This window comes from Kaistella jeonii, assembly GCF_000812865.1.
In the GTDB taxonomy this organism is placed as follows: Bacteria; Bacteroidota; Bacteroidia; order Flavobacteriales; family Weeksellaceae; genus Kaistella; species Kaistella jeonii.
Map to the genome: position 1 here is coordinate 59,777 of NZ_JSYL01000007.1, position 22,598 is coordinate 82,374.

22 protein-coding genes are annotated in these 22,598 nt (G+C 34.8%); 8 read left to right on the forward strand and 14 right to left on the reverse strand.

The annotated features are described in order from the left end of the window. The first annotated feature begins 36 nt into the window (after positions 1–36). Together dnaJ and OA86_RS10465 are read left to right on the forward strand one after the other, a co-directional pair. Positions 37–1,155 carry a molecular chaperone DnaJ gene (gene dnaJ, locus OA86_RS10460; protein ID WP_039352713.1) on the forward strand — a complete coding sequence of 373 codons (1,119 nt, stop codon included), beginning with the start codon at positions 37–39 and terminating at the stop codon, positions 1,153–1,155. Positions 1,156–1,254: 99 nt separating this feature from the next. Beyond that, the gene (locus tag OA86_RS10465) at positions 1,255–2,115 is read left to right on the forward strand and encodes an alpha/beta hydrolase (RefSeq protein ID WP_039352720.1); all 861 of its coding nucleotides are present in this window, start codon (positions 1,255–1,257) and stop codon (positions 2,113–2,115) included. A 104-nt stretch (positions 2,116–2,219) separates the two neighbouring features. On the opposite strand, the gene OA86_RS10470 is transcribed toward OA86_RS10465, so the two are convergent. From OA86_RS10470 to OA86_RS10490, 5 genes are all read right to left on the reverse strand, one after another. Continuing rightward, positions 2,220–2,918, reverse strand: a complete 699-nt coding sequence (locus tag OA86_RS10470) for a DedA family protein (protein ID WP_039352723.1) — start codon at positions 2,916–2,918, stop codon at positions 2,220–2,222. Between the two features lie 62 nt (positions 2,919–2,980). Continuing rightward, positions 2,981–4,093 carry a peptide chain release factor 2 gene (gene prfB, locus OA86_RS10475; RefSeq protein WP_039352725.1) on the reverse strand — a complete coding sequence of 371 codons (1,113 nt, stop codon included), beginning with the start codon at positions 4,091–4,093 and terminating at the stop codon, positions 2,981–2,983. A gap of 110 nt (positions 4,094–4,203) precedes the next feature. Further along, complete coding sequence (locus tag OA86_RS10480; RefSeq protein ID WP_039352728.1) at positions 4,204–5,310, reverse strand: NAD(P)/FAD-dependent oxidoreductase; 1,107 nt, start codon at positions 5,308–5,310, stop codon at positions 4,204–4,206. A 91-nt stretch (positions 5,311–5,401) separates the two neighbouring features. Beyond that, positions 5,402–7,060 (reverse strand): alpha-glucan family phosphorylase, encoded by a 1,659-nt coding sequence (glgP, locus tag OA86_RS10485; protein ID WP_039352729.1) that lies wholly within the window; start codon positions 7,058–7,060, stop codon positions 5,402–5,404. A 201-nt stretch (positions 7,061–7,261) separates the two neighbouring features. Then, positions 7,262–7,621, reverse strand: coding sequence for a hypothetical protein (locus tag OA86_RS10490; protein ID WP_143071374.1), 360 nt, complete (start codon positions 7,619–7,621; stop codon positions 7,262–7,264). 50 nt (positions 7,622–7,671) lie between these two features. Between OA86_RS10490 and OA86_RS10495 the strand changes: the two genes are divergently transcribed. The 3 genes from OA86_RS10495 to OA86_RS10505 all read left to right on the forward strand — a co-directional run bounded on the left by OA86_RS10495 (position 7,672) and on the right by OA86_RS10505 (position 10,858). Then, positions 7,672–8,265: a DUF1572 family protein gene (locus OA86_RS10495; protein WP_039352733.1), complete on the forward strand. Its 594-nt coding sequence runs from the start codon at positions 7,672–7,674 to the stop codon at positions 8,263–8,265. A gap of 78 nt (positions 8,266–8,343) precedes the next feature. After that, positions 8,344–9,693, forward strand: a complete 1,350-nt coding sequence (gene mtaB, locus OA86_RS10500; RefSeq protein WP_039352734.1) for a tRNA (N(6)-L-threonylcarbamoyladenosine(37)-C(2))-methylthiotransferase MtaB — start codon at positions 8,344–8,346, stop codon at positions 9,691–9,693. A 64-nt stretch (positions 9,694–9,757) separates the two neighbouring features. Then, positions 9,758–10,858: a T9SS type A sorting domain-containing protein gene (locus OA86_RS10505; protein ID WP_039352735.1), complete on the forward strand. Its 1,101-nt coding sequence runs from the start codon at positions 9,758–9,760 to the stop codon at positions 10,856–10,858. Between the two features lie 150 nt (positions 10,859–11,008). Here OA86_RS10505 and OA86_RS15705 read toward each other — a convergent pair whose 3' ends face one another. The 8 genes from OA86_RS15705 to OA86_RS10540 form a co-directional block, all read right to left on the reverse strand. Beyond that, positions 11,009–11,161 carry a hypothetical protein gene (locus OA86_RS15705; protein WP_156127379.1) on the reverse strand — a complete coding sequence of 51 codons (153 nt, stop codon included), beginning with the start codon at positions 11,159–11,161 and terminating at the stop codon, positions 11,009–11,011. 55 nt (positions 11,162–11,216) lie between these two features. Further along, positions 11,217–11,834, reverse strand: a complete 618-nt coding sequence (locus OA86_RS10510) for a DUF1684 domain-containing protein (RefSeq protein ID WP_039352736.1) — start codon at positions 11,832–11,834, stop codon at positions 11,217–11,219. Further along, positions 11,831–12,292, reverse strand: coding sequence for a hypothetical protein (locus tag OA86_RS10515; RefSeq protein ID WP_126340442.1), 462 nt, complete (start codon positions 12,290–12,292; stop codon positions 11,831–11,833). Before OA86_RS10515 ends, OA86_RS10510 begins: the two co-directional genes overlap by 4 nt. A gap of 16 nt (positions 12,293–12,308) precedes the next feature. After that, complete coding sequence (locus tag OA86_RS10520; protein ID WP_039352741.1) at positions 12,309–12,698, reverse strand: hypothetical protein; 390 nt, start codon at positions 12,696–12,698, stop codon at positions 12,309–12,311. A gap of 73 nt (positions 12,699–12,771) precedes the next feature. After that, positions 12,772–14,277, reverse strand: a complete 1,506-nt coding sequence (mqo, locus tag OA86_RS10525) for a malate dehydrogenase (quinone) (RefSeq protein WP_052257485.1) — start codon at positions 14,275–14,277, stop codon at positions 12,772–12,774. Between the two features lie 37 nt (positions 14,278–14,314). Then, positions 14,315–14,989: a PAQR family membrane homeostasis protein TrhA gene (gene trhA / locus OA86_RS10530; RefSeq protein WP_039352743.1), complete on the reverse strand. Its 675-nt coding sequence runs from the start codon at positions 14,987–14,989 to the stop codon at positions 14,315–14,317. Beyond that, on the reverse strand, positions 14,989–15,996 hold the full coding sequence (locus OA86_RS10535) for an NAD(P)H-dependent glycerol-3-phosphate dehydrogenase (protein ID WP_039352747.1): 1,008 nt from the start codon (positions 15,994–15,996) through the stop codon (positions 14,989–14,991). The genes trhA and OA86_RS10535 overlap by 1 nt, the downstream gene beginning before the upstream one ends. A 93-nt stretch (positions 15,997–16,089) precedes the next feature. Next, positions 16,090–17,541, reverse strand: coding sequence for a hypothetical protein (locus OA86_RS10540; RefSeq protein WP_126340443.1), 1,452 nt, complete (start codon positions 17,539–17,541; stop codon positions 16,090–16,092). A 237-nt stretch (positions 17,542–17,778) separates the two neighbouring features. Between OA86_RS10540 and OA86_RS10545 the strand changes: the two genes are divergently transcribed. The 3 genes from OA86_RS10545 (at position 17,779) to OA86_RS10555 (ending at position 21,865) form a co-directional block, all read left to right on the forward strand. Further along, complete coding sequence (locus OA86_RS10545; protein WP_039352753.1) at positions 17,779–18,696, forward strand: M23 family metallopeptidase; 918 nt, start codon at positions 17,779–17,781, stop codon at positions 18,694–18,696. A gap of 252 nt (positions 18,697–18,948) precedes the next feature. After that, positions 18,949–21,066, forward strand: coding sequence for a type IA DNA topoisomerase (locus OA86_RS10550; protein ID WP_039352756.1), 2,118 nt, complete (start codon positions 18,949–18,951; stop codon positions 21,064–21,066). A gap of 298 nt (positions 21,067–21,364) precedes the next feature. After that, positions 21,365–21,865: an FKBP-type peptidyl-prolyl cis-trans isomerase gene (locus tag OA86_RS10555; RefSeq protein WP_039352759.1), complete on the forward strand. Its 501-nt coding sequence runs from the start codon at positions 21,365–21,367 to the stop codon at positions 21,863–21,865. A 69-nt stretch (positions 21,866–21,934) separates the two neighbouring features. Here the strand turns inward: OA86_RS10555 and OA86_RS10560 are convergent, their stop codons facing one another. Beyond that, a complete protein-coding gene (locus OA86_RS10560; RefSeq protein WP_126340444.1) occupies positions 21,935–22,528 on the reverse strand; it encodes a hypothetical protein in 594 nt (197 codons plus the stop codon). Positions 22,529–22,598: the final 70 nt, after the last annotated feature.

Sequence of the window (22,598 nt, forward strand, 5' to 3'; positions counted from 1 at the left end):
ATTTATTACTCATTTCTTATTACTCATATAATTAAGATGTCAAAAAGAGATTATTACGAAGTTTTAGAAATATCTAAATCTGCCTCACCAGAGGAAATAAAGAAAGCCTACCGAAAAATGGCCATCAAATTTCACCCAGATAAAAATCCGGGCGATAGTGCTGCAGAAGAAAAATTTAAAGAAGCGGCCGAAGCTTACGAAGTTTTAAGCGATGGTAACAAAAAAGCCCGTTACGATCAATATGGTCACGCAGGAATGGGCGGTGCTGCAGGAGGTTATGGTGGTGGCGGTTTCGGTGGCGGAATGAATATGGATGATATATTCAGTCAGTTCGGAGATATTTTTGGCGGACATTTCGGTGGCGGCGGTGGCGGTTCTCAAAGACAACAATTGCGCGGTTCTAACCTTCGGGTGAGAATTAAATTGAATCTGGAAGAAATCGTAAATGGAACTACAAAAACCATTAAAGTCAAGAAAATGAAACTGGCTCCCGGAGCTACTGCAAAAACTTGTACAACCTGTCACGGAAGTGGTGTTCAGATCAAAGTAATGAATACCATGTTTGGACAAATACAAACTCAGGCACATTGTTCAACTTGTCAGGGAATTGGTAAAATTGCCGATAAAATTCCTGCAGGTGCAAATGCGCAGGGTTTAATTAAAGAAGACGAAGAAGTAACCATCAATATTCCCGCAGGAGCTAGAGAAGGAATTCAACTCAGCGTTCGCGGAAAAGGAAACGACGCTCCATTCGGTGGAAATCCTGGAGATTTGTTAGTCGTTGTAGAAGAAGAAATTGATACAACCATTAAACGTGAAGGCGATAATCTTCATCAGGAATTATATGTTTCTTTTGCTGAAGCAGCTTTAGGAACGCAAAAAGAAATCCCTACCGTTGGTGGAAAAGTAAAAATTAAAGTAGATGCCGGAACTCAATCGGGTAAAATTCTGAGACTTTCAGGGAAAGGTTTACCGAGTATCGATAGTTACGGAAAAGGCGATATGTTCGTTCATATCAATGTTTGGACGCCACAAAGACTTTCTCCTGATCAAAAAGAATTTTTTGAAAATCAAATTAAAAATGGTGAAATGATGGCAGAACCTTCCGGAAAAGAAAAAACTTTTTTCGATAAAGTTCGGGACTTATTCAACTAATAAATATAAAGAGGCTTTTCAAAGTCTCTTTTTTATTTGACACATAATGATTAAAGGTTTTACAATCTTTTTTGGCATTAAATTGTTAGCAATAAAAACATGAAGAAATTAATTTTAAATTATCACTTTTGGGTTATTGGAATTCTAGGAATGGTTTTCACTTCCTGTTCTACAAAATTTAAAACTATCGAAGAAAATGGTTCCAAAAAAATCTACAATATAAAATACGGTGATCATCAGCAACAGCGTATGGATGTTTTTCTTCCAGCGAATTATTCTAAAGAAACTCCAGTCGTAATGATTGTTCACGGCGGTGGTTGGAAATTTGGTTATAAAGAACACATGAAAATGATTCAGAATTTTTTGTTCGAAAATAATATTCCGAGCATCAATATTGATTATCGATTAATGACCAAAGAAATCCGTTATCAAGAACAGGTCGAAGATATTTCTAAAGCTATTTCCAAAAGCAATGAACTATCAGAATCCTGGAATTTGAAACCCAGTAATTACATTTTATTGGGCGAAAGTGCAGGTGGACATTTAGCACTGCTTTATGGCTATCAAAATCCACAGGAGATCAAGAAATTGATTTCGATGAGCAGTCCGACCGATTTATATTCGGAAAGGTACCAGAAGAGCAAATATTATAAAATAAGCAAAGGAGTTTTTCAAAAAGTAGTTGGTGAAAAATTTGATTCCAATTTAGAAGCTTTTAAGAAAGCGAGTCCAGTTGCAAATGTGTCTAATATTCCAACCTTAATTTTCCAAGGTGATCGCGATTTTCTTGTCAATAAAAGTCAAGGTTTAGCTTTAGATTCTGTCTTAACTTCAAAAAACATCCCTCATAAATTAATATTTATGAAGGATTCTGGTCATGTTCCGAGATTTGTAAAACGAAAACGCGATGCCTTTATCTTTCCAAATATCTTAACTTTTATTAAAGAGCAAAATAATTAATTATCTTAATCTCCACAGATTTATTAAGTTGAAAACCTTCAACATTAATTATAAAAAAAAACAGCATTTCGAAAAATGCTGTTGTAAAATTTAATCAATTGAATTTATTCTGGACTATTTTCATCTTTTGAAACTAAAACTTCTTTCTTTTTACCAAAGAAAAATTTAGCAATAATAGGAACAGTTGTGATCAATACGATGATGATAATAATCACTTCTAAATGGGATTTCAAATCGATATTAAATTGATTTTGAAATAAGGCATCTAAATAATGTCCCGCAAAAATAAGTGAGAATGACCATAGAAATGCTCCAATCACATTATCAATTAAAAAACGGGTTTTATCCATCTTTACAATTCCAGCTACAATTGGAGTAAATGTTCTTACAACGGGTAAAAACCTCGCCATGATCACAGCCAATGCGCCGTGTTGCTCAAAAAAATCATGTGCCTGAAAAAGGTATTTCTTCTTGAACAGAAATGAATCTTCTTTTTTGTAAAGCGCAGGACCAGCTTTCACACCAAACCAATACCCAATTTCATTTCCAATTACCGCAGCAACTGAAACTGCACTCGCTAAGATGGTGGTATCTAAAAAATCGCTTCCTGTAGAACCGAAGGTTTCTTTGATAATATCTACAGCGTAAATTCCTGACACAAACAGCAAACTGTCGCCTGGTAGAAAAAAACCAACAAATAGACCCGTCTCCGCAAAAATAATAAACAAAATGAGCCAGAAACCGCCCATTTGTATATAAAATTCAGGATTTAGTAAATCCTTCCAACTTTCAAAATGTCCCATATTCGCAAAGATAATAAAAGAAAGGTTTTTAAATATGAATAAATTGTTAAATTTCTTGAAGTTTACAAAGTAAAATCATCGTCCGTAACGGAAGTTCCATCTGCCATCAAGAAAGCTTTCAAAAACGGGGTCAAATCACCATTCATAACTCCTTCAACATCAGTAGTTTCGTGGCCCGATCTTACATCTTTTACCAATTTATAAGGCTGCATGACATAATTCCGAATTTGACTTCCCCACTCGATTTTCATTTTTCCGGCTTCAATCTCGTTTCTAGCTTTCATTCTTTCGGCAAGCTCCATTTCATACAAACGGGATTTTAGCAATTGCATTGCTTTCTCTTTATTTTGAAGTTGTGAACGCGACTCCGAATTTTCGATCATAATCCCGGAAGGAGCGTGACGAAGCCGAACTGCGGTTTCTACTTTGTTTACATTTTGTCCTCCTGCTCCACTCGAACGCATGGTTTCAAAGGAAATATCTGCCGGATTAATATTAATTTCAATCGTGTCATCGACCAAAGGATAAACGTAAACCGACACAAAACTTGTATGTCTTTTTGCGTTCGAATCGAAAGGCGAAATTCTCACCAAACGATGAACTCCATTCTCACCACGTAAATAACCGAACGCAAATTCGCCATCGATTTCTAAAGTCACGGTTTTCACACCCGCAACTTCACCTTCCTGAAAATTGAGTTCACGCAACTTATAACCTTGCTTTTCTGCCCACATTGAGTACATTCTCATAAGCATTTGCGCCCAGTCACAAGATTCCGTTCCGCCTGCTCCTGCGGTAATCTGAAGTACAGCAGAAAGTTCGTCGCCCTCGTTGGACAACATATTTTTGAACTCCAGATCTTCAATTTTTTGTACAAGAATTGGAAAAGATTCGTTCAGTTCCTCTTCAGAATCAGGGTCTTCCTTTGCAAAATCCATTAAGACCTGAATGTCTTCAAATCGGGAAAAAATTTCTTCGTAATCATCGACCCATTTCTTTTTGGACCGAAGCTGTTTCATGAAAATTTCGGCTTCTTTCGGCTGATCCCAAAATTCCGGCGAGAGAGTTTTCTCTTCCTCATTTGAGATTTCTATTTTTTTCTTTTCAATTTGAAGATATTTATACAATGCACCAATTCTGGCTTGAACATCTTTTATTTGGTCGCTGTTAATCATACTTTCGCAAAAATACGGAAATTTTCGCTCAACCTAAATTGAATTTTGAAAGGGATTGCATTTTTTTAGGGAGTAATAATCACGAAAACAGTAGAAGTATCGTTTTTCAACTAAATCATTTCCGCCACCATTTCGCCAATTTTCGGCGCCAAAGCAACGCCCATTCCAGAGAGTCGAACTGCTGCGATTTGTCTGTCGGAAATCTTCTCTACAATTGGAGATTTCTCAGTTCCCATTGCCATAATTCCGCTCCACTGACTGGAAATTTTAAATTCCTGATCGGGTAAAATAACTTCTTTTAAAAATTGAGCGAGATAATTTTGAAGAAATTCGGTCGTTTCTAAAGAAATGGTTTTTTCTGTTTCAAAATCCTGATTTCTTGCACCGCCTAATAGAATTCTATTCCCCAGATTCCGGAAATAAATAAATCCTTCGTCGTAATGAAAAGTTCCCTTGAGTTTTAAATTTTCGATAGGTTCGGTGAGTAAAATTTGTCCACGAACTGGAAATAAATCAATATTTGAGATCAGATCTGTCGCAAAAGCATTGGTTGCAGTGACCAATTTCTCAGACTGAATTTGAAAATTCTCAGTAATAATTTTGACCAAATTTTCATCTTCAGAGATCTCCAGAATTTCTGTCCCAAAAAGAAATTCAATCCCTAATTTTTGACATCTTTCCAAAAGTTTCTGAATTAATTTTCCTGAATGCAAGGAACCTTCACAAGGATTTTCAACTAAATATCCGGCACTTTTCAAACCAAATTGAGCAATTTTTTCCGGGCTTAAAAAGAAAGTTTTTTCTAATCCTGTAATCGTTTTCAATTTTTCATTAATTTCCTCTATTCGCTGCAAAGGCATTTCATCATTTAGAATTTCAAAACCACCGCAATTTTCAAAATCAATTTCTTCTGCTTTAAAATATGTTTGAATTTTCTGCAAACCTTCAAAACGCATTCTGATCAGATCTAAAGTTTTTGGCCAACCCATTTTTTCAACATCTGCAATAATTTCTGTCAAACTTCCAAAGCATGCAAAACCAGCATTTCTAGTAGAAGCTCCCATCGGAACGAAACTTCTTTCTACCACTAAAATTGATTGTTCAGGAAATTTTTCTTTAATAGAAATTGCTGACCACAATCCGGTAAAACCAGCACCAATGATAATTACATCGCGATTTCGGTAAAAAGTTTCGAGTTCCCAAATGCTTGGTTTCATAAGTTGAAAATTTTAAAATGAAGGTAAATGTAAAGAAAAATCCGCCTCATTATACAACGAGACGGATCTTAAATATTGAAATACTTTGAATTTATACAGTATAAATTTGCTTGTAATATTCATCTGCCATTCGGTCAGAATTAAAAGCAACTTTCACATCATCCATCGCATTCTGCTGAATTTTTCTCCATTGGTCGGGATTATCGTAATAAGTTGGGAGAATTTCATTCTCCAAAACTTGGTATAAATTTTCAAGATCAAAATTATCCTGGTCATAAATACTCATATTATCATAATCTGCTTGCGGCGTTACAAATGAATTAACTCCATTTTTCGCAAATTCCGGAATCCAACCATCATCCGTAGAAAGATTGACAGACCCACACATTGCGGCCGACATTCCTGAAGTTCCGGAAGCTTCTCTGGGAACTCTTGGATTATTGAGCCACAGATCAGAACCTTGTTTCATCGATTTACTCAACGCCAGTTCATAACCGGTAAGAACCGCCATATTTTTGTAATATTTGCTTTCTTCAACCAAAGTATTGAAAGTAGAAATCGCCGAGTAATCCATTGGATAAGGTTTTCCCGCCCAAATAATCTGTACCGGATATTTTGGATTGTTCAATAATCTTTCGAATCTTTCCTTGTCATGGAGAAGGAGATCTGCTCTTTTGTAACCTGCAAATCTTCTCGCCCAAACAATGGTAAAAATATTCGGATTGAAAAGATTTCCGGTTTGATCAGCCACAATTCTGAACATTCTTTTTTTCAAATGCTTTTTTCTGAAGTCGAAAAGAACTGAATCATTATCGTCTTTTGCATCGAATAATGGTTTATCTGCCCAATATTTAAAATCCTGAGCGTTGGTAATCGCTTTAATTTCACAAATTCTAGAGTATTTGCTCCACATTTTGCGGGAAACTTCACCATGAAGCTGAGAAACACCGTTTGCGATTCTCGCCATTCTAAGCGCACAAAGTGAATGATTAAAACGGGCGTCTTCTACTCCTTCAATGGTCTTCACTTCATCGAGTGACAAACCAGAAAAATAAGACATGTCATGACATAAATTAATATTGTGTTTCTCGTTTCCTGCTTCTTCCGGAGTATGTGTTGTGAAAACCAACTTTTCTTTCACTTTTTCTAAATCGCCTCCAAATTTTTCCAATAAATAAAATGCAGCAGGCAATCCATGAGCTTCGTTTAAGTGGTAAATGTCTCTTTCACAATTCATAACATCCAATAATTTTGCCCCGCCTTTTCCAAGCAAGACATATTGTGCAATTTTTGTGGATTCGTTCGCATCATATAATCGATGACAGATTGTTTTTGAGATATGATCATTTTCCGGCACATCGGTAGAAAGAAAAAACATTGGAGCAGTGTGGAAAATTTCAGGATCAAGGTAATAAACCTTCACCCAAACTTGTGCAGAATGTATTTCAATTTGAAATTTAATTCCAGTGTCTTCCAAGAAACTGTACATTTTTACAGTCCATGTTGGCTGCAAAGTTTGATCGTGATTTCTGGCTTGATCGTAATAGCCAAATTTCCACAAAATACCAATTCCTACCAAATCCTGTTTTAGGTTAAAAGCACTTCTCATGTGAGAACCTGCCAAAAATCCCAATCCGCCGGAATAAATCTTTAAGGCTTGATCAATGGCAAATTCCATTGAAAAATAAGCAACTTTTTTAGAATATTCTGGGTTGATGCTGAAAGGCATCGTAAAGTTTTTAAAATCCATTTTTCTGTCTTATTTAAAATAAGGTGCAAATGTATTGAATATTGTTTTATCAGAATTTTTTAAAAAAAATAATTTGAATACGGAATAATATAAACCGTATTCAAATTTAAAAAAAAATATATTTGAATTTGAAATCCCTCAACTCAAAAATTTATGCAATTTCTATTCAAGGATAATCAAGAAAAGTTCGAGTAGTAGTAGTTATGAAAATGAAGAAGTATCTTTAAAGTAGTCAGATAACGATTTAATCTTACCACAGTCCGTAAAACTTATAACCGTACAAATATTATTGGTGTAAATACCTTTTCCTCTAAGGTTACCAATAGAAATTGTTTCGTAAAAATATTTTCCTTTACCTAGATCAAAAATTTCAGATTCGCGCCAGTTGATACTTTCATATTTTCTAAAAATTGCCCGGAACATAGCTAAAATACGTCCTCCTCCCTGAATTTCTTTCGCAGGTGGAATCCATATTTTACTTTCTTCATTGAACCATTTCTGTAGATTTTCTACTTTCAAGGAGTTCAAATCCTCCATAAATGATGTTACTTTACAATCCATACGCATATATACGATGAAATGGTTAACTTTAGATTTAATTTTTAATAAAAATGAAAAATTTAATATTAAAAAGATTTCAATATTACAAAGATCTGGGAGACAAAACCTTTGAGCAACTCAATGATGATCAGGTTTTATGGCAGCATAATGCAGACAGTAATTCTATTGCAACAATAGTGAAACATATTTCTGGTAACATGATTTCCCGCTGGACGAATTTTCTGACGGAAGATGGCGAAAAAGAATGGCGAAATCGAGATGCAGAATTTGAAAACGACATCCATTCAAAAGATAAAATGCTTCAAATCTGGGAAAAAGGCTGGACTATTTTATTTGATGCTTTGAGCCAAATTAACGAAGAAAATATAAATTCCACTATTTTTATTCGGGGTGAGAACCATTCAGTTTTCGATGCGCTTTTGCGGCAGTTAGCGCATTATCCTTACCATATCGGACAAATTATTTATGTAGCAAAAATGTTAAAAAATGAGGACTGGAAGACCCTTTCCATCGCCAGAAATAAGTCTCACGAATATACAACTGAACTTTTGAAAGATCAAGGTTCCTCAGAGATTCAACAAAATTCTTCACCCGTTTGTTATGCAAAAAGTGATGAAGTTCGGGATGAATACAAAATAGAATAAGAACTAAAAAGAAGGTTCAGAGTTTATCTTTTGAAATTTTGAATTCCTTATCTTTGCATTCTTAAATTTTTTATCAAATTGAATTCACTTCACCCAAAAACTGCTGCTTTTCATACCCTTGGCTGTAAATTAAATTTTGCAGAAACCTCAACAATTGCCCGACAATTAACCGGTGCAGGTTACGAAAAAGTAAGTTTCGATGACAAAGCAAATGTTTATGTCATCAACACTTGTTCGGTCACAGAAAATGCAGACCGGGAATGTAAACTTCACGTGAAGCGTGCTATGAAAGCTAATCCAGAAGGTTTGGTAGTTATTTTAGGATGTTATGCTCAATTGAAACCAGAAGAAATTTCTGCGATTGAAGGTGTAGATCTGGTTTTAGGAGCGAAGGAAAAATTTAACATTCTGAGTTATTTGGATGATTTGCAGAAAACTGAAAACCACGGGATCATTCATTCCTGCGAAATTGATGAAGCCGATTTTTTTATTGGAAGTTATTCTATTGGAGACCGAACCAGAGCATTTTTAAAAGTTCAGGATGGTTGCGATTATAAATGCACTTATTGCACGATTCCTTTAGCACGTGGAATTTCACGTTCTGACACCATCGAGAGTGTTGTAAGAAATGCCAAAGAAATTGCAGCAAAAGGAATTAAAGAAATTGTTTTAACAGGCGTAAATATCGGTGATTATGGAAAAGGTGAATTTGGAAATAAAAAACATGAACATACTTTTCTGGATTTAATTTCGGAACTGGATCAAGTCGAAGGAATTGAAAGAATCCGAATTTCCTCCATTGAACCCAATCTTTTAAAAGACGAAAGCATCGATTTGGTGGCTCAAAGCAAAAGTTTTGTTCCACATTTTCACATGCCTCTGCAAAGTGGGAGCGACGATTTGTTGAAGAACATGAAACGCCGATATTTAACTTCTCTCTATCAAAACAGAATTAATAAAATTCATGAAGTGATGCCCGATTGCTGCATCGGAGTTGATGTTATTGTCGGATTCCCGGGAGAAACAGAGAATAAATTTTTAGAAACCTACAATTTCCTGAATCAATTACCCATCAGTTATTTACACGTTTTCACCTATTCTGAAAGAGAAAATACCGAAGCTGCGGAAATGAATGGAGTCGTTCCTATACCGGAAAGAAAACGCCGCAACAAGATGCTCAGAATTCTATCGGAGAAAAAGAAAATGGCCTTCTATCAAAGTCAAGTTGGCAAAACTCTTCCTGTACTGTGGGAACACGAAAACAAAAATGGAATGATGTTCGGGTTTACAGAAAATTATGTTCGGGTTCAAAAACCTTTCGATATCAATTCTGTCAATCAAATTGAGTTGCTACAACTTAATAAAATAGAAAATGATGGAACGGTTTCGGTTATTTTAAGTTTCGATCATTTTCTGGAGAGCGTTTAATCCTTAGATATATTTTTTAGGAAATATTTGTATCTTTATATAGTTAACCAATAAAAATACAGTTATGACCAAAAAATTTATTCTTTCTCTCCTGGCAGTTTTTGGCTGCTTAGTTTCGGTGCTTGCTCAGCAAAGTATTCTGGCAATGAATTCCAGTACTAAAAAAGTGATTCAATTAAATGCAAGTGATGGCTCAGTTCTTAATGCTTCGTTTATAGACGCTTCCTCTATTTCAGCGCAAACTATCAAAGGTATAACCCAAGTTGACAATAAAATATGGATCTCAGATCAACTTGCAGATGCAATTTATATTTATTCTTTCAATGGAACCTATCAATCTACCATTAGTGGAGGTTTAGATAATCTTCGGGGATTAAATATTGTAAATAATGAAGTTTGGGTGACCAATGAAGGCACTGCAAATGGAGCAACGGCAAATTCAATTGTTCGGTTTTCAAAAGCGGGTGTAAACTTAGGAGTTTATCCCACCATAACTTCGCCTTTTGATGTTTTAGACTTAGGTTCCGGAAACGCTTTGGTAAGTTCATTTTCAACGAATGGAATTGCTAAAATTTCTTACAACGGTACTGTTTCCACGGCATTTGTTGCTTCTGGAGTTGTTAGTAATCCAGAACAGATGAATTTTAATAGTTCCGGGAATGTTATTGTCGCGGTATTTAGTTCCTTAGGAAATAATCTTCCAGGTATATATGAGTTTTCTCCAGCAGGAGTTCTGCTAAATAAATGGCCTATTTCTACAGGTTCTGTTCGGGGCGTAATCGCGGCGGGCAATGGTAATTATTTAGTTTCCACTTCAACAGGAATTTATAGTTTGAATCCTGCTACAAGCATCTCCACTCTAATTACGGCAGGAAATTTTCAATTCTTTACTAAAATTGATGCAACTCTTGCTGTGAATGAAGGTTCCTCTGGTTTGAATGCTCAATTCTATCCCAATCCTATAACAGATTTTTTGAACGTTTCAAATAAGGAAGAAATTGATAATGTGATGATCTATTCAGTTACAGGACAATTGCAAATACAACAAAAACTGAACGAAAAATCGGTAAAACTTGATCTTTCCAAATTATCTGCTGGAATGTACATTTTGAAAATTCAAGATAAATCTTCCAAAACTCAGACCGTGAAGATCATCAAGAAGTAATTTAACATCAATAATGAAAAACACCGCTAAAATGCGGTGTTTTTTTCTGAATATATAGCTGCGAAATATCAACTTTAAATTTTTGATAATTGATATCGTAATCTTTAAACATAAATCTAATCAATTCTATTTTTAAAAATTATTTAGCTTTTATTTCACAGGCACTTTTTCCCCTAAACTCATTTGAGCAAGTAATTCAGGAAAATACAACATGAGTATAAAATAGAAAATAATTAACAATACAATTACTGAAATTGAAGCTATAACAACTGGTCCCGGTGTATTTTTTTTTGAAGATTCCATGATTTGCAATTTTTAAGTTGCTTTTGAAAGAGCTATTTTTGTGCCATTAAAAAAATTAATGATGATAAGTATCTTCATATTTTACTCCTGCTTTTATTTTTATCAGTAAAAAATTTTCCTTAGGAACTATCGGACAATTATAATCGTAAGCATTATACGCACAGAAAGGTTGGTAAGATTGGTTGAAGTCGATGATTATTTCTCCGGCTTTCGGAATTCTTAAATCCAAATATTTTCCGCCACCGTAGGTTTCTTTTCCGTTGGTTACATCGCGGAAAGGAAGAAAGAGATAATCCTCGAAACCTTCTTTTTTACTTAAATTCAAACTCTGATAAATAGATAAAGTGTAAGTTTTTCCATCTAAGTTAAAAGTAGCTTTCCCAAATTCGATATAAGGTTGAGTTCGTCCTGAAGAAGTTGGAAGTTTAAAAGCAATCGCATTTTCGCTCTTCGTAAATATTGCTTTAACACGATATTTTAAATCTATAGGAAAGAAAGGATGTCTTTTGAAATTGGTGAAATTGCTTCCTCTTAAAGGCGTTTCTTTCGGATTTTTATATTCAGCATTCAACTCTTTCTGGAATTTTTTAATCTCAGATATTTCTTTCTTCTGTGCTTGTGAAAAAGAAAATATCAAAAGGGTGAATAAAACTAAAATTTGGCGAGGCTTCATTTTTTATAATATTTTTTTCGGACTGTTTCGTAATAATTTTCATCTGTAGAAATATAAAAAGGAAGTTCAACATAATTCTGATCCCGATACATTCCAAGATGAAGATAATACTGCGTTTGAATTTTTTCCTGTTTAATTTTAAAATTAAAAACATCCAGAAAATCCTTCGGAGAATTATTAGTATGAACAGAAACTAATTTTTCGACCGTCACTTTTCCGTTGATTCGGTCGATTCTTTCGCAGGTTTTTTTAATGGAATCGGAAGAAAGTTTAAGTTGAAACCTCTTTGAAATATTAAAACCTCTAATTTCAGAATGATCTTTATCACTGCATTTTTTTAGAAAGGTTTGTGCAAAGTTCTGTGCGATCTGTTTTCTTTCTGAACTAATAGAACTCAGCGAAACCGTACTGTTACGAGAATTACAATTCACCAAAAACAACGATATGATAAGAAGCAAGTAATTTTTTTCATAATTAAGTTAGTTTTACCCGATACACATCAGTACCATTTCTTTTAATATTTTTTACCAGAAAACCTCCTTCTTCCGGAATCACTTCCTGAAGATCAAACGTTTTACATTCCTTTGGTAAACCGCTAAAAATAAGCGTAAACCAAAAATCCTTAAAAGGAGGAACCTCTGTCCAGTAAGGAAAAAGCGAGATATTTTCGTGATGAATCAAACTACTTTTATGATCTAAACTGTCATCGATTAAATAAGTAGATTTCCAGATTCTGATCAAACTACCTTCAAAAAAAGTTGCCGGAAAACAGCAGTGAACAATTACTTGCTTTTCTTCCTCCACCTTTGGTTGGAGAGATTGCAGTACTTCCTGGATGATTTCAGGTTTGGTGATTGTTGCCATTTGTTGATGAGTAATGAGTAATCCGTAATGAGTAATAAACTTTTTCTGATCGCTTATTACTTATTGCTTATTTTTAATATTCCAGTTCTAGTTTTTCTTTCGTATAATTTCTAACTTTTTCGGCAAGATCCTTATTTTCAGATAGTTTCTGACCATAAGAAGGAATTATTTCCAGGAGTTTTTCTTTCCATTCATTTTCTAACTGATGTGGAAAATATTTTTCTATCACCTGCATCATCGCAAAAACTGCTGTGGAAGCACCTGGAGAAGCTCCCAAAAGTGAAGCAATGGTCCCATTTTTGTTCACAACAACTTCTGTCCCAAATTCTAATTTTCCACCCAATTTGTCATCCTTCTTAATGATTTGGACCCGTTGCCCAGCAATTTTTAAATCCCAGTCTTCTTCTTTCGCATCTTTTACAAACTCCCTTAAATGCTGAATTCTTTGCGCTTTCGTCATCGCAACTTGTCTCACCAAATATTGGGTTAAAGGTAAATTATGCCACCAAGCTCCGAACAGAGAGCGAATATTTTTAAAATTAATGCTTTCAGGAAGATCTAGGTAACTTCCTTCTTTCAAAAATTTGGTAGAAAAACCTGCAAAGGGACCGAAAAGCAGGGCTTTTTTTCCATCAATAATTCTTAAATCTAAGTGTGGAACGCTCATTGGTGGTGCATCAACTGTTGCCTGGGTATAAACTTTCGCATGATGTTGCGCAATTAACTCAGGATTATAGGTAACGAGCCATTCCCCAGAAACTGGAAAACCGCCGTATCCTGCACTTTCAGAAATATCTGAACTGTCGAGAAGCGGCAATGCGTAACCACCTGCTCCAATAAATACGAAATCTGCGTGAACGTCTTGCTTATGATTATGAAGGCGGTCTTTAATTTTTATATTCCAACTTCCATCCGCCAGAAGATCTAAATCTTTTGCTTCATGGTACAGGAAAATTTCTACATTGGAACCATCCGCCAAAAATCTGCCCATCTTTCTGGTTAATGTTCCGAAATTCACATCAGTTCCTAAATCCATTTTCGTTGCGGCAAGAACTTCATTATCTTTTCTTTTGCTCATGATGAGCGGAATCCATTCTCTTAACTGGTCATGATCGGTAGAAAATTTCATTCCTTCGAAGAGGTTTGACTTTATCATTTTCTCATGACGTTTTCGTAAAAATTCAGAATCACTTTTCCCAAAAACCAAACTCATGTGTGGACAGGAATTAATGAAATTTTTGGGTTCGTCGATATAATTTTTCTGAATGAGATAAGACCAAAATTGTTTTGAAATTTCAAACTGTTCCGCAATATTTTCTGCTTTTGAAATATCGATGGTTCCATCTTCTTTTTCTACCGTATAATTAAGTTCGCAAAAAGCAGAATGACCTGTCCCAGCATTGTTCCAGGCGGAAGAACTTTCACTGGCTAATCTTCCGAGACGTTCAAAAATGGCAATCTGAAGATTAGGATCAAATTCGTGAAGAAGTGTTGCGAGTGTGGCACTCATAATTCCGCCGCCAATGAGGACAACATCATATTTTGGTTTTGGCGTTCTTTTACTGAGGATATCTGGCATATTGATAATTTAGAATTACGAATTTCGATAAAAGGTATTAAATATGCGTCGCAGCAAGAGGAACCACATAAAAATAAACAGAAATAAAATGGCAGAAAGTTCCCAGCAAAACAAAAAGATGGAATATCGCATGATTTAATTTCAGCTTATCAATACTATATAAAATAGCACCTAAAGTATAAGCAACTCCGCCAGAAATCAACCAAATAATTCCGTTAAAATCAAGTTGTTGCAGGAGACTTTTAAAACTGAAAATAATCAGCCAACCCATTGCGACATAAAGAACAGTCGATAAAATATTGAATCTGCCTGTAAAGAAAATTTTAAAAATAATGCCCACAAATGCGATGCTCCAAACGATGGAAAAAATGGTGTAACCTTCTGCTCCATTCAGAGAAACCAAAACAAAAGGGGTATAACTTCCTGCAATTAAAACATAAATAGCGGCATGATCGACAATGTTCATCCGATATCGTATTTTGGGACTTTTTGAATAATGATACAGTGTTGATGCTGAATATAATACCACCATACTCAAACCAAAAACAGGAAAACTGATCATTGCCCAAATATTTTCTAAATCGATTGCACGAAAAATCAATAAAACCATCGCCACCACACTCATCAGCAAGCCGATGAAATGTGACCAAACATTTAACTTTTCTTCTAAAGCCGAATAGGTATGAACGATATATTGTTTTTCAGTTTTCATCAATTCAGTATTCCTGTTAATTTTTTGTATTGCTTTTCTGCGTTTTTTTCCTCATACAAAATACTGTAAATGATGTCGATAATCGGCGTTTTTAATTTTTTATCTTTGGATGTTTTGTAAATCGAATCTGCAGCATAATATCCTTCAGCAATCATATTCATCGACTGAATAGCAGATTTTACGGTATATCCTTTTCCTATTAAATTTCCCAAATTGCGGTTCCGGGAAAAAAGTGAATACGCCGTAACGAGTAAATCTCCGAGATAAGCACTTTCATTAACATCTCTTGGCGTTTCGTGGATTCCCTCTAAGAAAACCTCCATTTCGCGGATTGCGTTGGTTACAAAAACCGCCGTAAAGTTATCGCCATAACCTAGACCGCTTGCAATACCGGCTCCGATGGCATAAATATTTTTCAGGATTGCGCTGTATTCGTTCCCCATGACATCACAACTGGAGTTCACTTTAATAAAATGCGAGGAAAAAAGATCATGCAAAATCTTCTGATTTTCTGCTGTGGAAGCGATCGTTAAATAAGAAAGTCTTTCCATCGCAACTTCTTCCGCGTGACAAGGTCCTGCGATGACTGCCTGATTTTTAAAATCTATTTTGAATTCATCATGCAAATAATTGGCAACAACATCATTCACTTTCGGCACGATCCCTTTGATGGCGGAAACAAACATTTTCCCCGAATAATCACAAGTCATCTTATCTAAACTTTCCGATAAATAAATGGAAGGTGTTGCTAAAACTACAATATCACAAGCCGAAACCAGTTCATTAACATTTGTAGTTATTGCTAAATTTTTAACATTAAAATTGACCGCCGTCAGATAAGTTGGATTGTGATGACGAAGCTCGATGGCTCCTTTCACAAATTCGTTTCGAACACACCAATGCACGACTTTGCAGTTTTCGGTGAGCATTTTCACAATCGCTGTTGCAAAACTTCCGCTTCCTATTACTCCAACCACTTTATCGTCGATTTGATCTTTATTTGCCATAATAATTACTTCAAATACAAAGATACAAATTAGAATCATTTTTAGTGAAAATAAAAAGACACTCATTGCAGAGTGTCTCATTTAATTTTCCTTTTAGTTACGGCATTCTCCGTATTCTTTTGCGATCTGTATTAAGTCATCAATTTCTCTAATATTAAAACTATTATTTTTAATGTCTGCAACAACTGATTTACAGTCTTTAAGATATTCAGCAAGTCTTGCGCCGTCTTTGTCGGATGAATTTCGATCTAACATAAGAGCTTTTGGATCCTTCTCTATTTTAACGACCAATTTTTCCTTTTCAACAGGATCCTGGAAAACAGATATTCCGCGGCCTTTATATAACAATTCGTAATAATAGGAATTATTAAAACTTAGAGAGTTTAAATTCTGAAGTTTTTTCATGGCTTCTCCTTTCACATCCAAACCATAATAACAAGTTTCGCCTGTATTTGTTTTCACACAAAACTGCGCTCCTGTAGAAGCGTTGATCGTTTTGCTTCTTGGCTGATTTTTCTCATTAAGATATTTCACGATGACAACTTGACCGAACTTATCGGCAACTTCCGTTGGCAAAACCTCTCCTGTATTGTTTACATCTAGCTGCTGGAAATAAACCGTTACGTTCCCTTCTGTTTTTGTACCATTTTTTTCGATAACAAATCCGGGAATTCCATATAAATTGACTGAGCGCTGTTTTGCATCATCAATTCTCGCTACTCTTACTTTTTCGTTATCATTTTTTGCTTGGTGAGCAAGCATATATCCTTCTGCCATTACTCTAGTCACTAATTCCTGCGCAAAAAATTTGTTGGATGGCGTATACATTTCCTTTGAATTATAAAAGAATTTTTTTCCATCATAAGTATTCACTTCATATTTACGGTGGCCGTCTTTCGATTCTTTTACCGATGCTACCAAAGTTCCGTCTAAATCATAAATAGAAACGCAGCTTTTACTATCAAACGCGCTACATGGAATCATATTAATTCTACCTATAATTTTTGCTGCACTACCAAAAGTACTCGCAATAATTTCGTTCGTATTGGTTATTTTGGGGTTAAAGTTTGCAGTGATTCCATTTATTTTTGAATTGATCTCTCCTGCATCTGTTTTCGCTTGAACAGCGATATCAGAAAATGTTCCAGTCCCTTTTTCATAGATCTTATCCAATGCATTGGTATCAATTCCCTGGCTTGTGAATACATTGTATTTTACAGCTAAACCATGCGTTATAATACGTTCTGAATTTAAAGAAGTCACTAAAACTTCATAGGGAATTTCGCCTTTTTTAGTACCGTCTGCTGATTGCACGATTAAATAATACAGTGGATCGGGAGAAGTAGATTGCATAATTCCTTTAAAATCTACCTGGAAAATTTTTTCACCATTCAATTTTGAATATTCATAATGGTCGCGATAAGGATTTTTCACGATCGCTACTGGAACATTATTTAAAAGCACCTGTTCTTTTTTAATTTTAACATCCTGGGAAAAAATTGTAATTGAGATAAATAGTAAGACAAAAAGTAGCTGTTTCTTCATAATTTTTTTTTGCAAGATACAATATTAAACAAGGTAGAAATCCAAGATATAAAAGACAAAACATTAATAGAAAGAAGATTAAATAAAAGTATTCCATTCGACTTTTGAACAAAAATGAAAGAAATCGTTTAATTAAGCCCTACGTTAAAGTTTTTATAAAATTAATTACTTAAAGATAATTTTTTATTAGTTTTGCAAACCAAAATTCATAAAAATTTGTAATTCAACAAGATAAGAATGAAGAACTTTTTAAGCAAAAAGAAAAACACAAACCTACTTTTGGGAGCTTTACTACTGCTGGTTTTCGGACAAGCTCTTTATATAGGAAAGCTTTTCTCTGAGAAAAACAATAAAAATTACGAAGTCAATTTAGTACAGATCAACACTCAAAAAGACAGCATCGATTATTCTGAAATGCGCAAAGATCTTGTTTTGGTGGATCATACGGTTAGAGAACTCAATTCTTTTCTGGCTTCTAAAAATATTTCGGATGAAAAGATTGCAACACTTGCTCAAGACAGCCTTTCAGATGCAGTGTACTTATCAAAACAGAGCAATCGTTACAGCAAGTATTTAGTCGATCTACAAAATAAGCTGCAGCAAGTTCCGCTCGGAATTCCTACAGATGGTTATATTTCTTCTAATTTCGGGAAGAGAGTTAATCCAATTCCTTTCAGAAATGTTCTACTCGCTTCGGTTGGTAATACAAAGCCTGTCGCAAAAGCAACTCCACAAAACGTTGAAGTGAAAGACAGTCTGGGAAATGTCGTAAAAAAAGTTTTACCAAATTCTCCTGAAAATTCTCTTGCAGAAAAAAACAATCCACCGGCAGAAGCAGATCAAATTCAGTTTCATAAAGGATTGGATATTGCCGTTCCTTATGGATCGGATGTTCGCGGTGCAGCAAAAGGAACTGTCATTTTCGCTGGGGTAAAAGGAGGTTACGGAAACTGCGTGATTATTTCTCACGGAAATGGTTTAGCGACTCTTTATGGACATTTATCGCAGATTTTAGTGAAAGCAAATGATCTCGTGAATGTAAATCAAGTCATCGCGAAATCAGGAAATACAGGCCGTTCAACAGGTCCTCATCTTCACTATGAAGTTCATAAAAATAATACGCCGGTGAACCCGAAATTGTTTATGAATATTTAAATAAATAACTTTATAATATTCGCGCTTCTGAATTTTTTCAGGAGCGTTTTTTTGTGTTGAAAACTTAAAGGAGTTAAAATTTTTACCATTAAGATTAAATGAAGACTTTAAGAGAATTAAGATTTCCTTCGGAAATTAAAAGCAAAATGCTTTTAATTTTTTTGAAGGATTTTATTCAATAAAAAAATGATTCGCCTTATGTGAAAAAATTTACTCAAATTTGTAGCACGTCTAGAAAATGAAGTTTGAACTATGAAATTATGTATCGCTGAAAAGCCAAGTGTTGCGCGAGATATTGCCAAAGTTTTAGGCGCAGACATGCCAAAACAAGGCTATTTCGAAGGTAACGGTTATTGGGTAACATGGACTTTTGGACATTTTTGTACACTCAAAGAACCGCATGATTACAGTCCGCATCTTAAATCCTGGAACCTTATTTTTCTTCCCATTATTCCAGATCCTTTTGGGATTAAACTCATTTCAAATCCTGGTGTTGAAAGGCAATTTAAAATTATAGAAAAATTAGTTGCCGATTGCGAGGAAGTCATTAATTGTGGCGATGCCGGGCAAGAAGGAGAAGTAATTCAACGTTGGGTTTTGCACAAAGCGAAATGTAAAAGACCTACAAAAAGACTTTGGATTTCTTCTTTGACTGAAGAAGCTATTAAAGAAGGTTTTGCCAATTTGAAACCTGCAGAGGATTATCAAAATCTTTATCTCGCGGGAAACGCTCGAGCAATTGGCGACTGGCTTTTAGGAATTAATGCGACGCGCTTATTCACCAAAAAATTTGGCGGAAATAAAACCGTACTTTCTATCGGTCGCGTTCAAACGCCAACTTTAGCGATGATCGTTCAACGACAAAAAGAAATCGATGCTTTTGACACCGAAGAATACTGGGAACTGAAAACCACTTATCGCGATGTTCTTTTCACTGCGGCGATCGACCGTTTAAAAACGAGGGAAAAAGCTGAAAAAGGTCTGGAATATTTAAAACAAAACCTTTTCGAAATTGTCTCCTTTGAAATTAAAGAAGGAAAAGAAAAAAATCCCAGACTCTTTGATTTGACGGCTTTACAAGTTGAAGCAAATAAAAAATATGGTTATTCTGCAGAGAATACTTTGAAATACATTCAAAGTTTATACGAGAAAAAACACACGACTTATCCAAGAGTTGATACGACTTATCTTTCCGAAAGTTTGCATCCGAAAATCGCAGGAATTCTTCAAAGCATGAATTTTTACCGGGAATTTACTGCACCACTTCTGTCTCAGCCCATTCCTAAATCTAAAACGGTTTTTGATGATGCGAAAGTAACCGATCACCACGCGATCATTCCGACAGAAATTCCGCCTTCTTCAAGCTTAAGCCGAGAAGAGAAATTAATTTATGATCTTATCGCGAAAAGATTTATCGCCGTTTTCTATCCGGAATGTAAAATTTCTAATACTTTGGTAGAAGGTCAGGTTGGAACGATTCCTTTTAAAACTTCGGGACGTCAGATTTTAGAATTAGGATGGCGCGAAGTTTATGTAAAAGACAAAAAAGAAGAGCCCGAAAAAAAGGAAAAAGACGAGGAACAGACGATTCCCGAATTTAAAGCAGGCGAAAAAGGTCCACACAAACCTATAATTCATCAGGGGAAAACCAGTCCGCCAAAACCGTATACGGAAGCAACTTTACTTCGCGCTATGGAAACTGCAGGTAAACAAGTCGATGATGAAGAATTGCGGGAGATGATGAAAAATAACGGGATTGGAAGACCTTCAACACGAGCAAACATTATCGAAACACTTTTCAAAAGAAATTATATTGAGCGTAAGAAAAAAAATATTTTGGCGACTTCAACCGGCGTTCAATTGATTGATACGATTCAGGATGAATTGCTAAAAAGTCCTGAATTAACGGGAGAATGGGAATTTAAACTCAGAAAAATCGAGCGTGGCGAATATGATGCTTCTCAATTTAAAGAAGAGTTGATCACGATGGTGACGAATTTAACCCGAAATGTCATCAACGAAAAAGCGAAAGTGATTTCCATTCAGGAAGAAATTCAAACGAAAGAAAAGAAAGAGCCAACCCCAAGAAAAATTACGACGATTATTTGGGAAGAAGAACAATGTCCGAAATGTAAAGAAAGCAAGCTGATGAAAGGAAAAACTGCCATCGGTTGTTCTAATTTTAAAGGTTGCGGATTTAAAGTCCCATTTCAAATGTTTGGGAAAAAATTGACTGAGAAACAGATTCAGGATCTGATGATCAAGGGAAAATCTTCTAAACTGAAAGGATTTACAGAACATCCAGAAAGTTTAACTGAAGGAATTTTGCGTTTGACTGATAATTTTACTGTAGAATTGAAAACTGATTAAAACGAGGCCCTTCTTGATAAATTTTAAACATCATTTGAAAATAGATCGTAAAATTTTACCATTAAGATTTAAATAAGATGTTAAGATTATTAAGATTTTCTGCGGAAATTAAATACTGTAAATCTTATTTGAACTTCGATCACACTTTAGAATAAACCACTTTTGTGACTTTTCTGGTTTTAAAATCCAATTTAATCAAAATTATTACCTTTGCACCTGAATAAGATTAAACTGAAAGTTAGTCTTTAAAATAGATCTTTAATAAAGGGATTTAGAAATCCCCGCTAACATTAACCTCATGAAAATAGACAAAAATCACGTTGTAGCTTTACAATACACGCTTCACGCAATCGAAGACAATGGTGAAAAAACGTTCATCGAAAAAACAGATGCTGAAAATCCTTTCACTTTTTTATATGGTGTTGGAATGATGTTGCCAAAATTTGAAGAACATCTTCAAGGAATGGTTGCAGGAGACAAAAAATCTTTTACCATCGTTCCGGAAGAAGGATATGGCGACAAAGATGAGAATGCAAAAACAGAATTACCGATCTCAATGTTTGAAGAATCGGGAATTCCGCCAGTTGGAGCGATTTTACCTTTACAGGATCCTGAAGGAAATCACTTGAACGCAATCGTTTTAGAAGTGACTCCAGAAGCGGTTATCGCCGATCTTAACCATCCAATGGCAGGGAAAACTTTACATTTCGATCTGGAAGTTGAGTCAACCCGTCCAGCGACGGCAGAAGAGCTAGATCATGGTCACGCTCATGGCGTTGATGGTCAGGAAGAACATTAAGAAAACTTATCTTATCAATTAAAAGCTGCGAATTTCTCGCAGCTTTTTTTTATTTGCAAAAGATATAAATTACGCCGTTAGTAACATTTCGTTTTTATAGAGTTTCCAGCGATTTCCTTTATTTTCAAAAAAGTAGATCTCAACCTTCCCGCCATATCTACCGTTACTAAGATTTGACTCACGAACAATTACAAATCCCTTTTCTAATTTATTGTCAATATAAAAATTTGAAAAACTTACTTCTATATACTCTTTTTCTCTAATTTCTTGTTCATCTACTATTAATTTCACCGTTCTTTTGCTTGGAAATTTTTCAAGGTCAAAGCTTACATATTTGGTATTTTCGTTGATATCAAAACCTTCTTTGTTTAAAAATTCATAAAGTTCTTTTTTACAATTTTCAACCAAATTTAAGCCTTCCATTTCTACAATAGAATCACAATGTTCATCAATAAAATCACCACCACTAACTTTTTTAATGAGGAATATCTGAGTATTTTCAGGAGAAATCGTATATAAATTAGAAACAAACAAATCTGCATTGTCATTAATAATATTTTCACCTATTTCTTTTCGCTCATTATTATCACTACAACCTGCGAAAAAACATAATATGAACAATACACTTAAATTTTTAAAACTTTTAATCATACTGGTTTTCAAAATTAATTTTTACATCTTTTTCTCTAAAATTTATATTCTCAGATGTTCATTTAATAAAAAACTAATTTAG

What these genes read in the sequence shown, in the direction of transcription:
- OA86_RS10495 (WP_039352733.1), top strand. Translation starts at nt 7,672, where the DNA reads ATGAAAAATTTAATATTAAAAAGATTTCAATATTACAAAGATCTGGGA.
- OA86_RS10520 (WP_039352741.1), bottom strand. Translation starts at nt 12,698, where the DNA reads ATGGCAACAATCACCAAACCTGAAATCATCCAGGAAGTACTGCAATCT.
- trhA (WP_039352743.1), bottom strand. Translation starts at nt 14,989, where the DNA reads ATGAAAACTGAAAAACAATATATCGTTCATACCTATTCGGCTTTAGAA.
- OA86_RS10535 (WP_039352747.1), bottom strand. Translation starts at nt 15,996, where the DNA reads ATGGCAAATAAAGATCAAATCGACGATAAAGTGGTTGGAGTAATAGGA.
- OA86_RS15705 (WP_156127379.1), bottom strand. Translation starts at nt 11,161, where the DNA reads ATGGAATCTTCAAAAAAAAATACACCGGGACCAGTTGTTATAGCTTCA.
- OA86_RS10505 (WP_039352735.1), top strand. Translation starts at nt 9,758, where the DNA reads ATGACCAAAAAATTTATTCTTTCTCTCCTGGCAGTTTTTGGCTGCTTA.
- mqo (WP_052257485.1), bottom strand. Translation starts at nt 14,277, where the DNA reads ATGCCAGATATCCTCAGTAAAAGAACGCCAAAACCAAAATATGATGTT.
- OA86_RS10465 (WP_039352720.1), top strand. Translation starts at nt 1,255, where the DNA reads ATGAAGAAATTAATTTTAAATTATCACTTTTGGGTTATTGGAATTCTA.
- prfB (WP_039352725.1), bottom strand. Translation starts at nt 4,093, where the DNA reads ATGATTAACAGCGACCAAATAAAAGATGTTCAAGCCAGAATTGGTGCA.
- OA86_RS10550 (WP_039352756.1), top strand. Translation starts at nt 18,949, where the DNA reads ATGAAATTATGTATCGCTGAAAAGCCAAGTGTTGCGCGAGATATTGCC.
- dnaJ (WP_039352713.1), top strand. Translation starts at nt 37, where the DNA reads ATGTCAAAAAGAGATTATTACGAAGTTTTAGAAATATCTAAATCTGCC.
- OA86_RS10555 (WP_039352759.1), top strand. Translation starts at nt 21,365, where the DNA reads ATGAAAATAGACAAAAATCACGTTGTAGCTTTACAATACACGCTTCAC.
- OA86_RS10510 (WP_039352736.1), bottom strand. Translation starts at nt 11,834, where the DNA reads ATGAAGCCTCGCCAAATTTTAGTTTTATTCACCCTTTTGATATTTTCT.
- OA86_RS10545 (WP_039352753.1), top strand. Translation starts at nt 17,779, where the DNA reads ATGAAGAACTTTTTAAGCAAAAAGAAAAACACAAACCTACTTTTGGGA.
- OA86_RS10470 (WP_039352723.1), bottom strand. Translation starts at nt 2,918, where the DNA reads ATGGGACATTTTGAAAGTTGGAAGGATTTACTAAATCCTGAATTTTAT.
- glgP (WP_039352729.1), bottom strand. Translation starts at nt 7,060, where the DNA reads ATGGATTTTAAAAACTTTACGATGCCTTTCAGCATCAACCCAGAATAT.
- OA86_RS10480 (WP_039352728.1), bottom strand. Translation starts at nt 5,310, where the DNA reads ATGAAACCAAGCATTTGGGAACTCGAAACTTTTTACCGAAATCGCGAT.
- OA86_RS10490 (WP_143071374.1), bottom strand. Translation starts at nt 7,621, where the DNA reads ATGGATTGTAAAGTAACATCATTTATGGAGGATTTGAACTCCTTGAAA.
- OA86_RS10540 (WP_126340443.1), bottom strand. Translation starts at nt 17,541, where the DNA reads ATGAAGAAACAGCTACTTTTTGTCTTACTATTTATCTCAATTACAATT.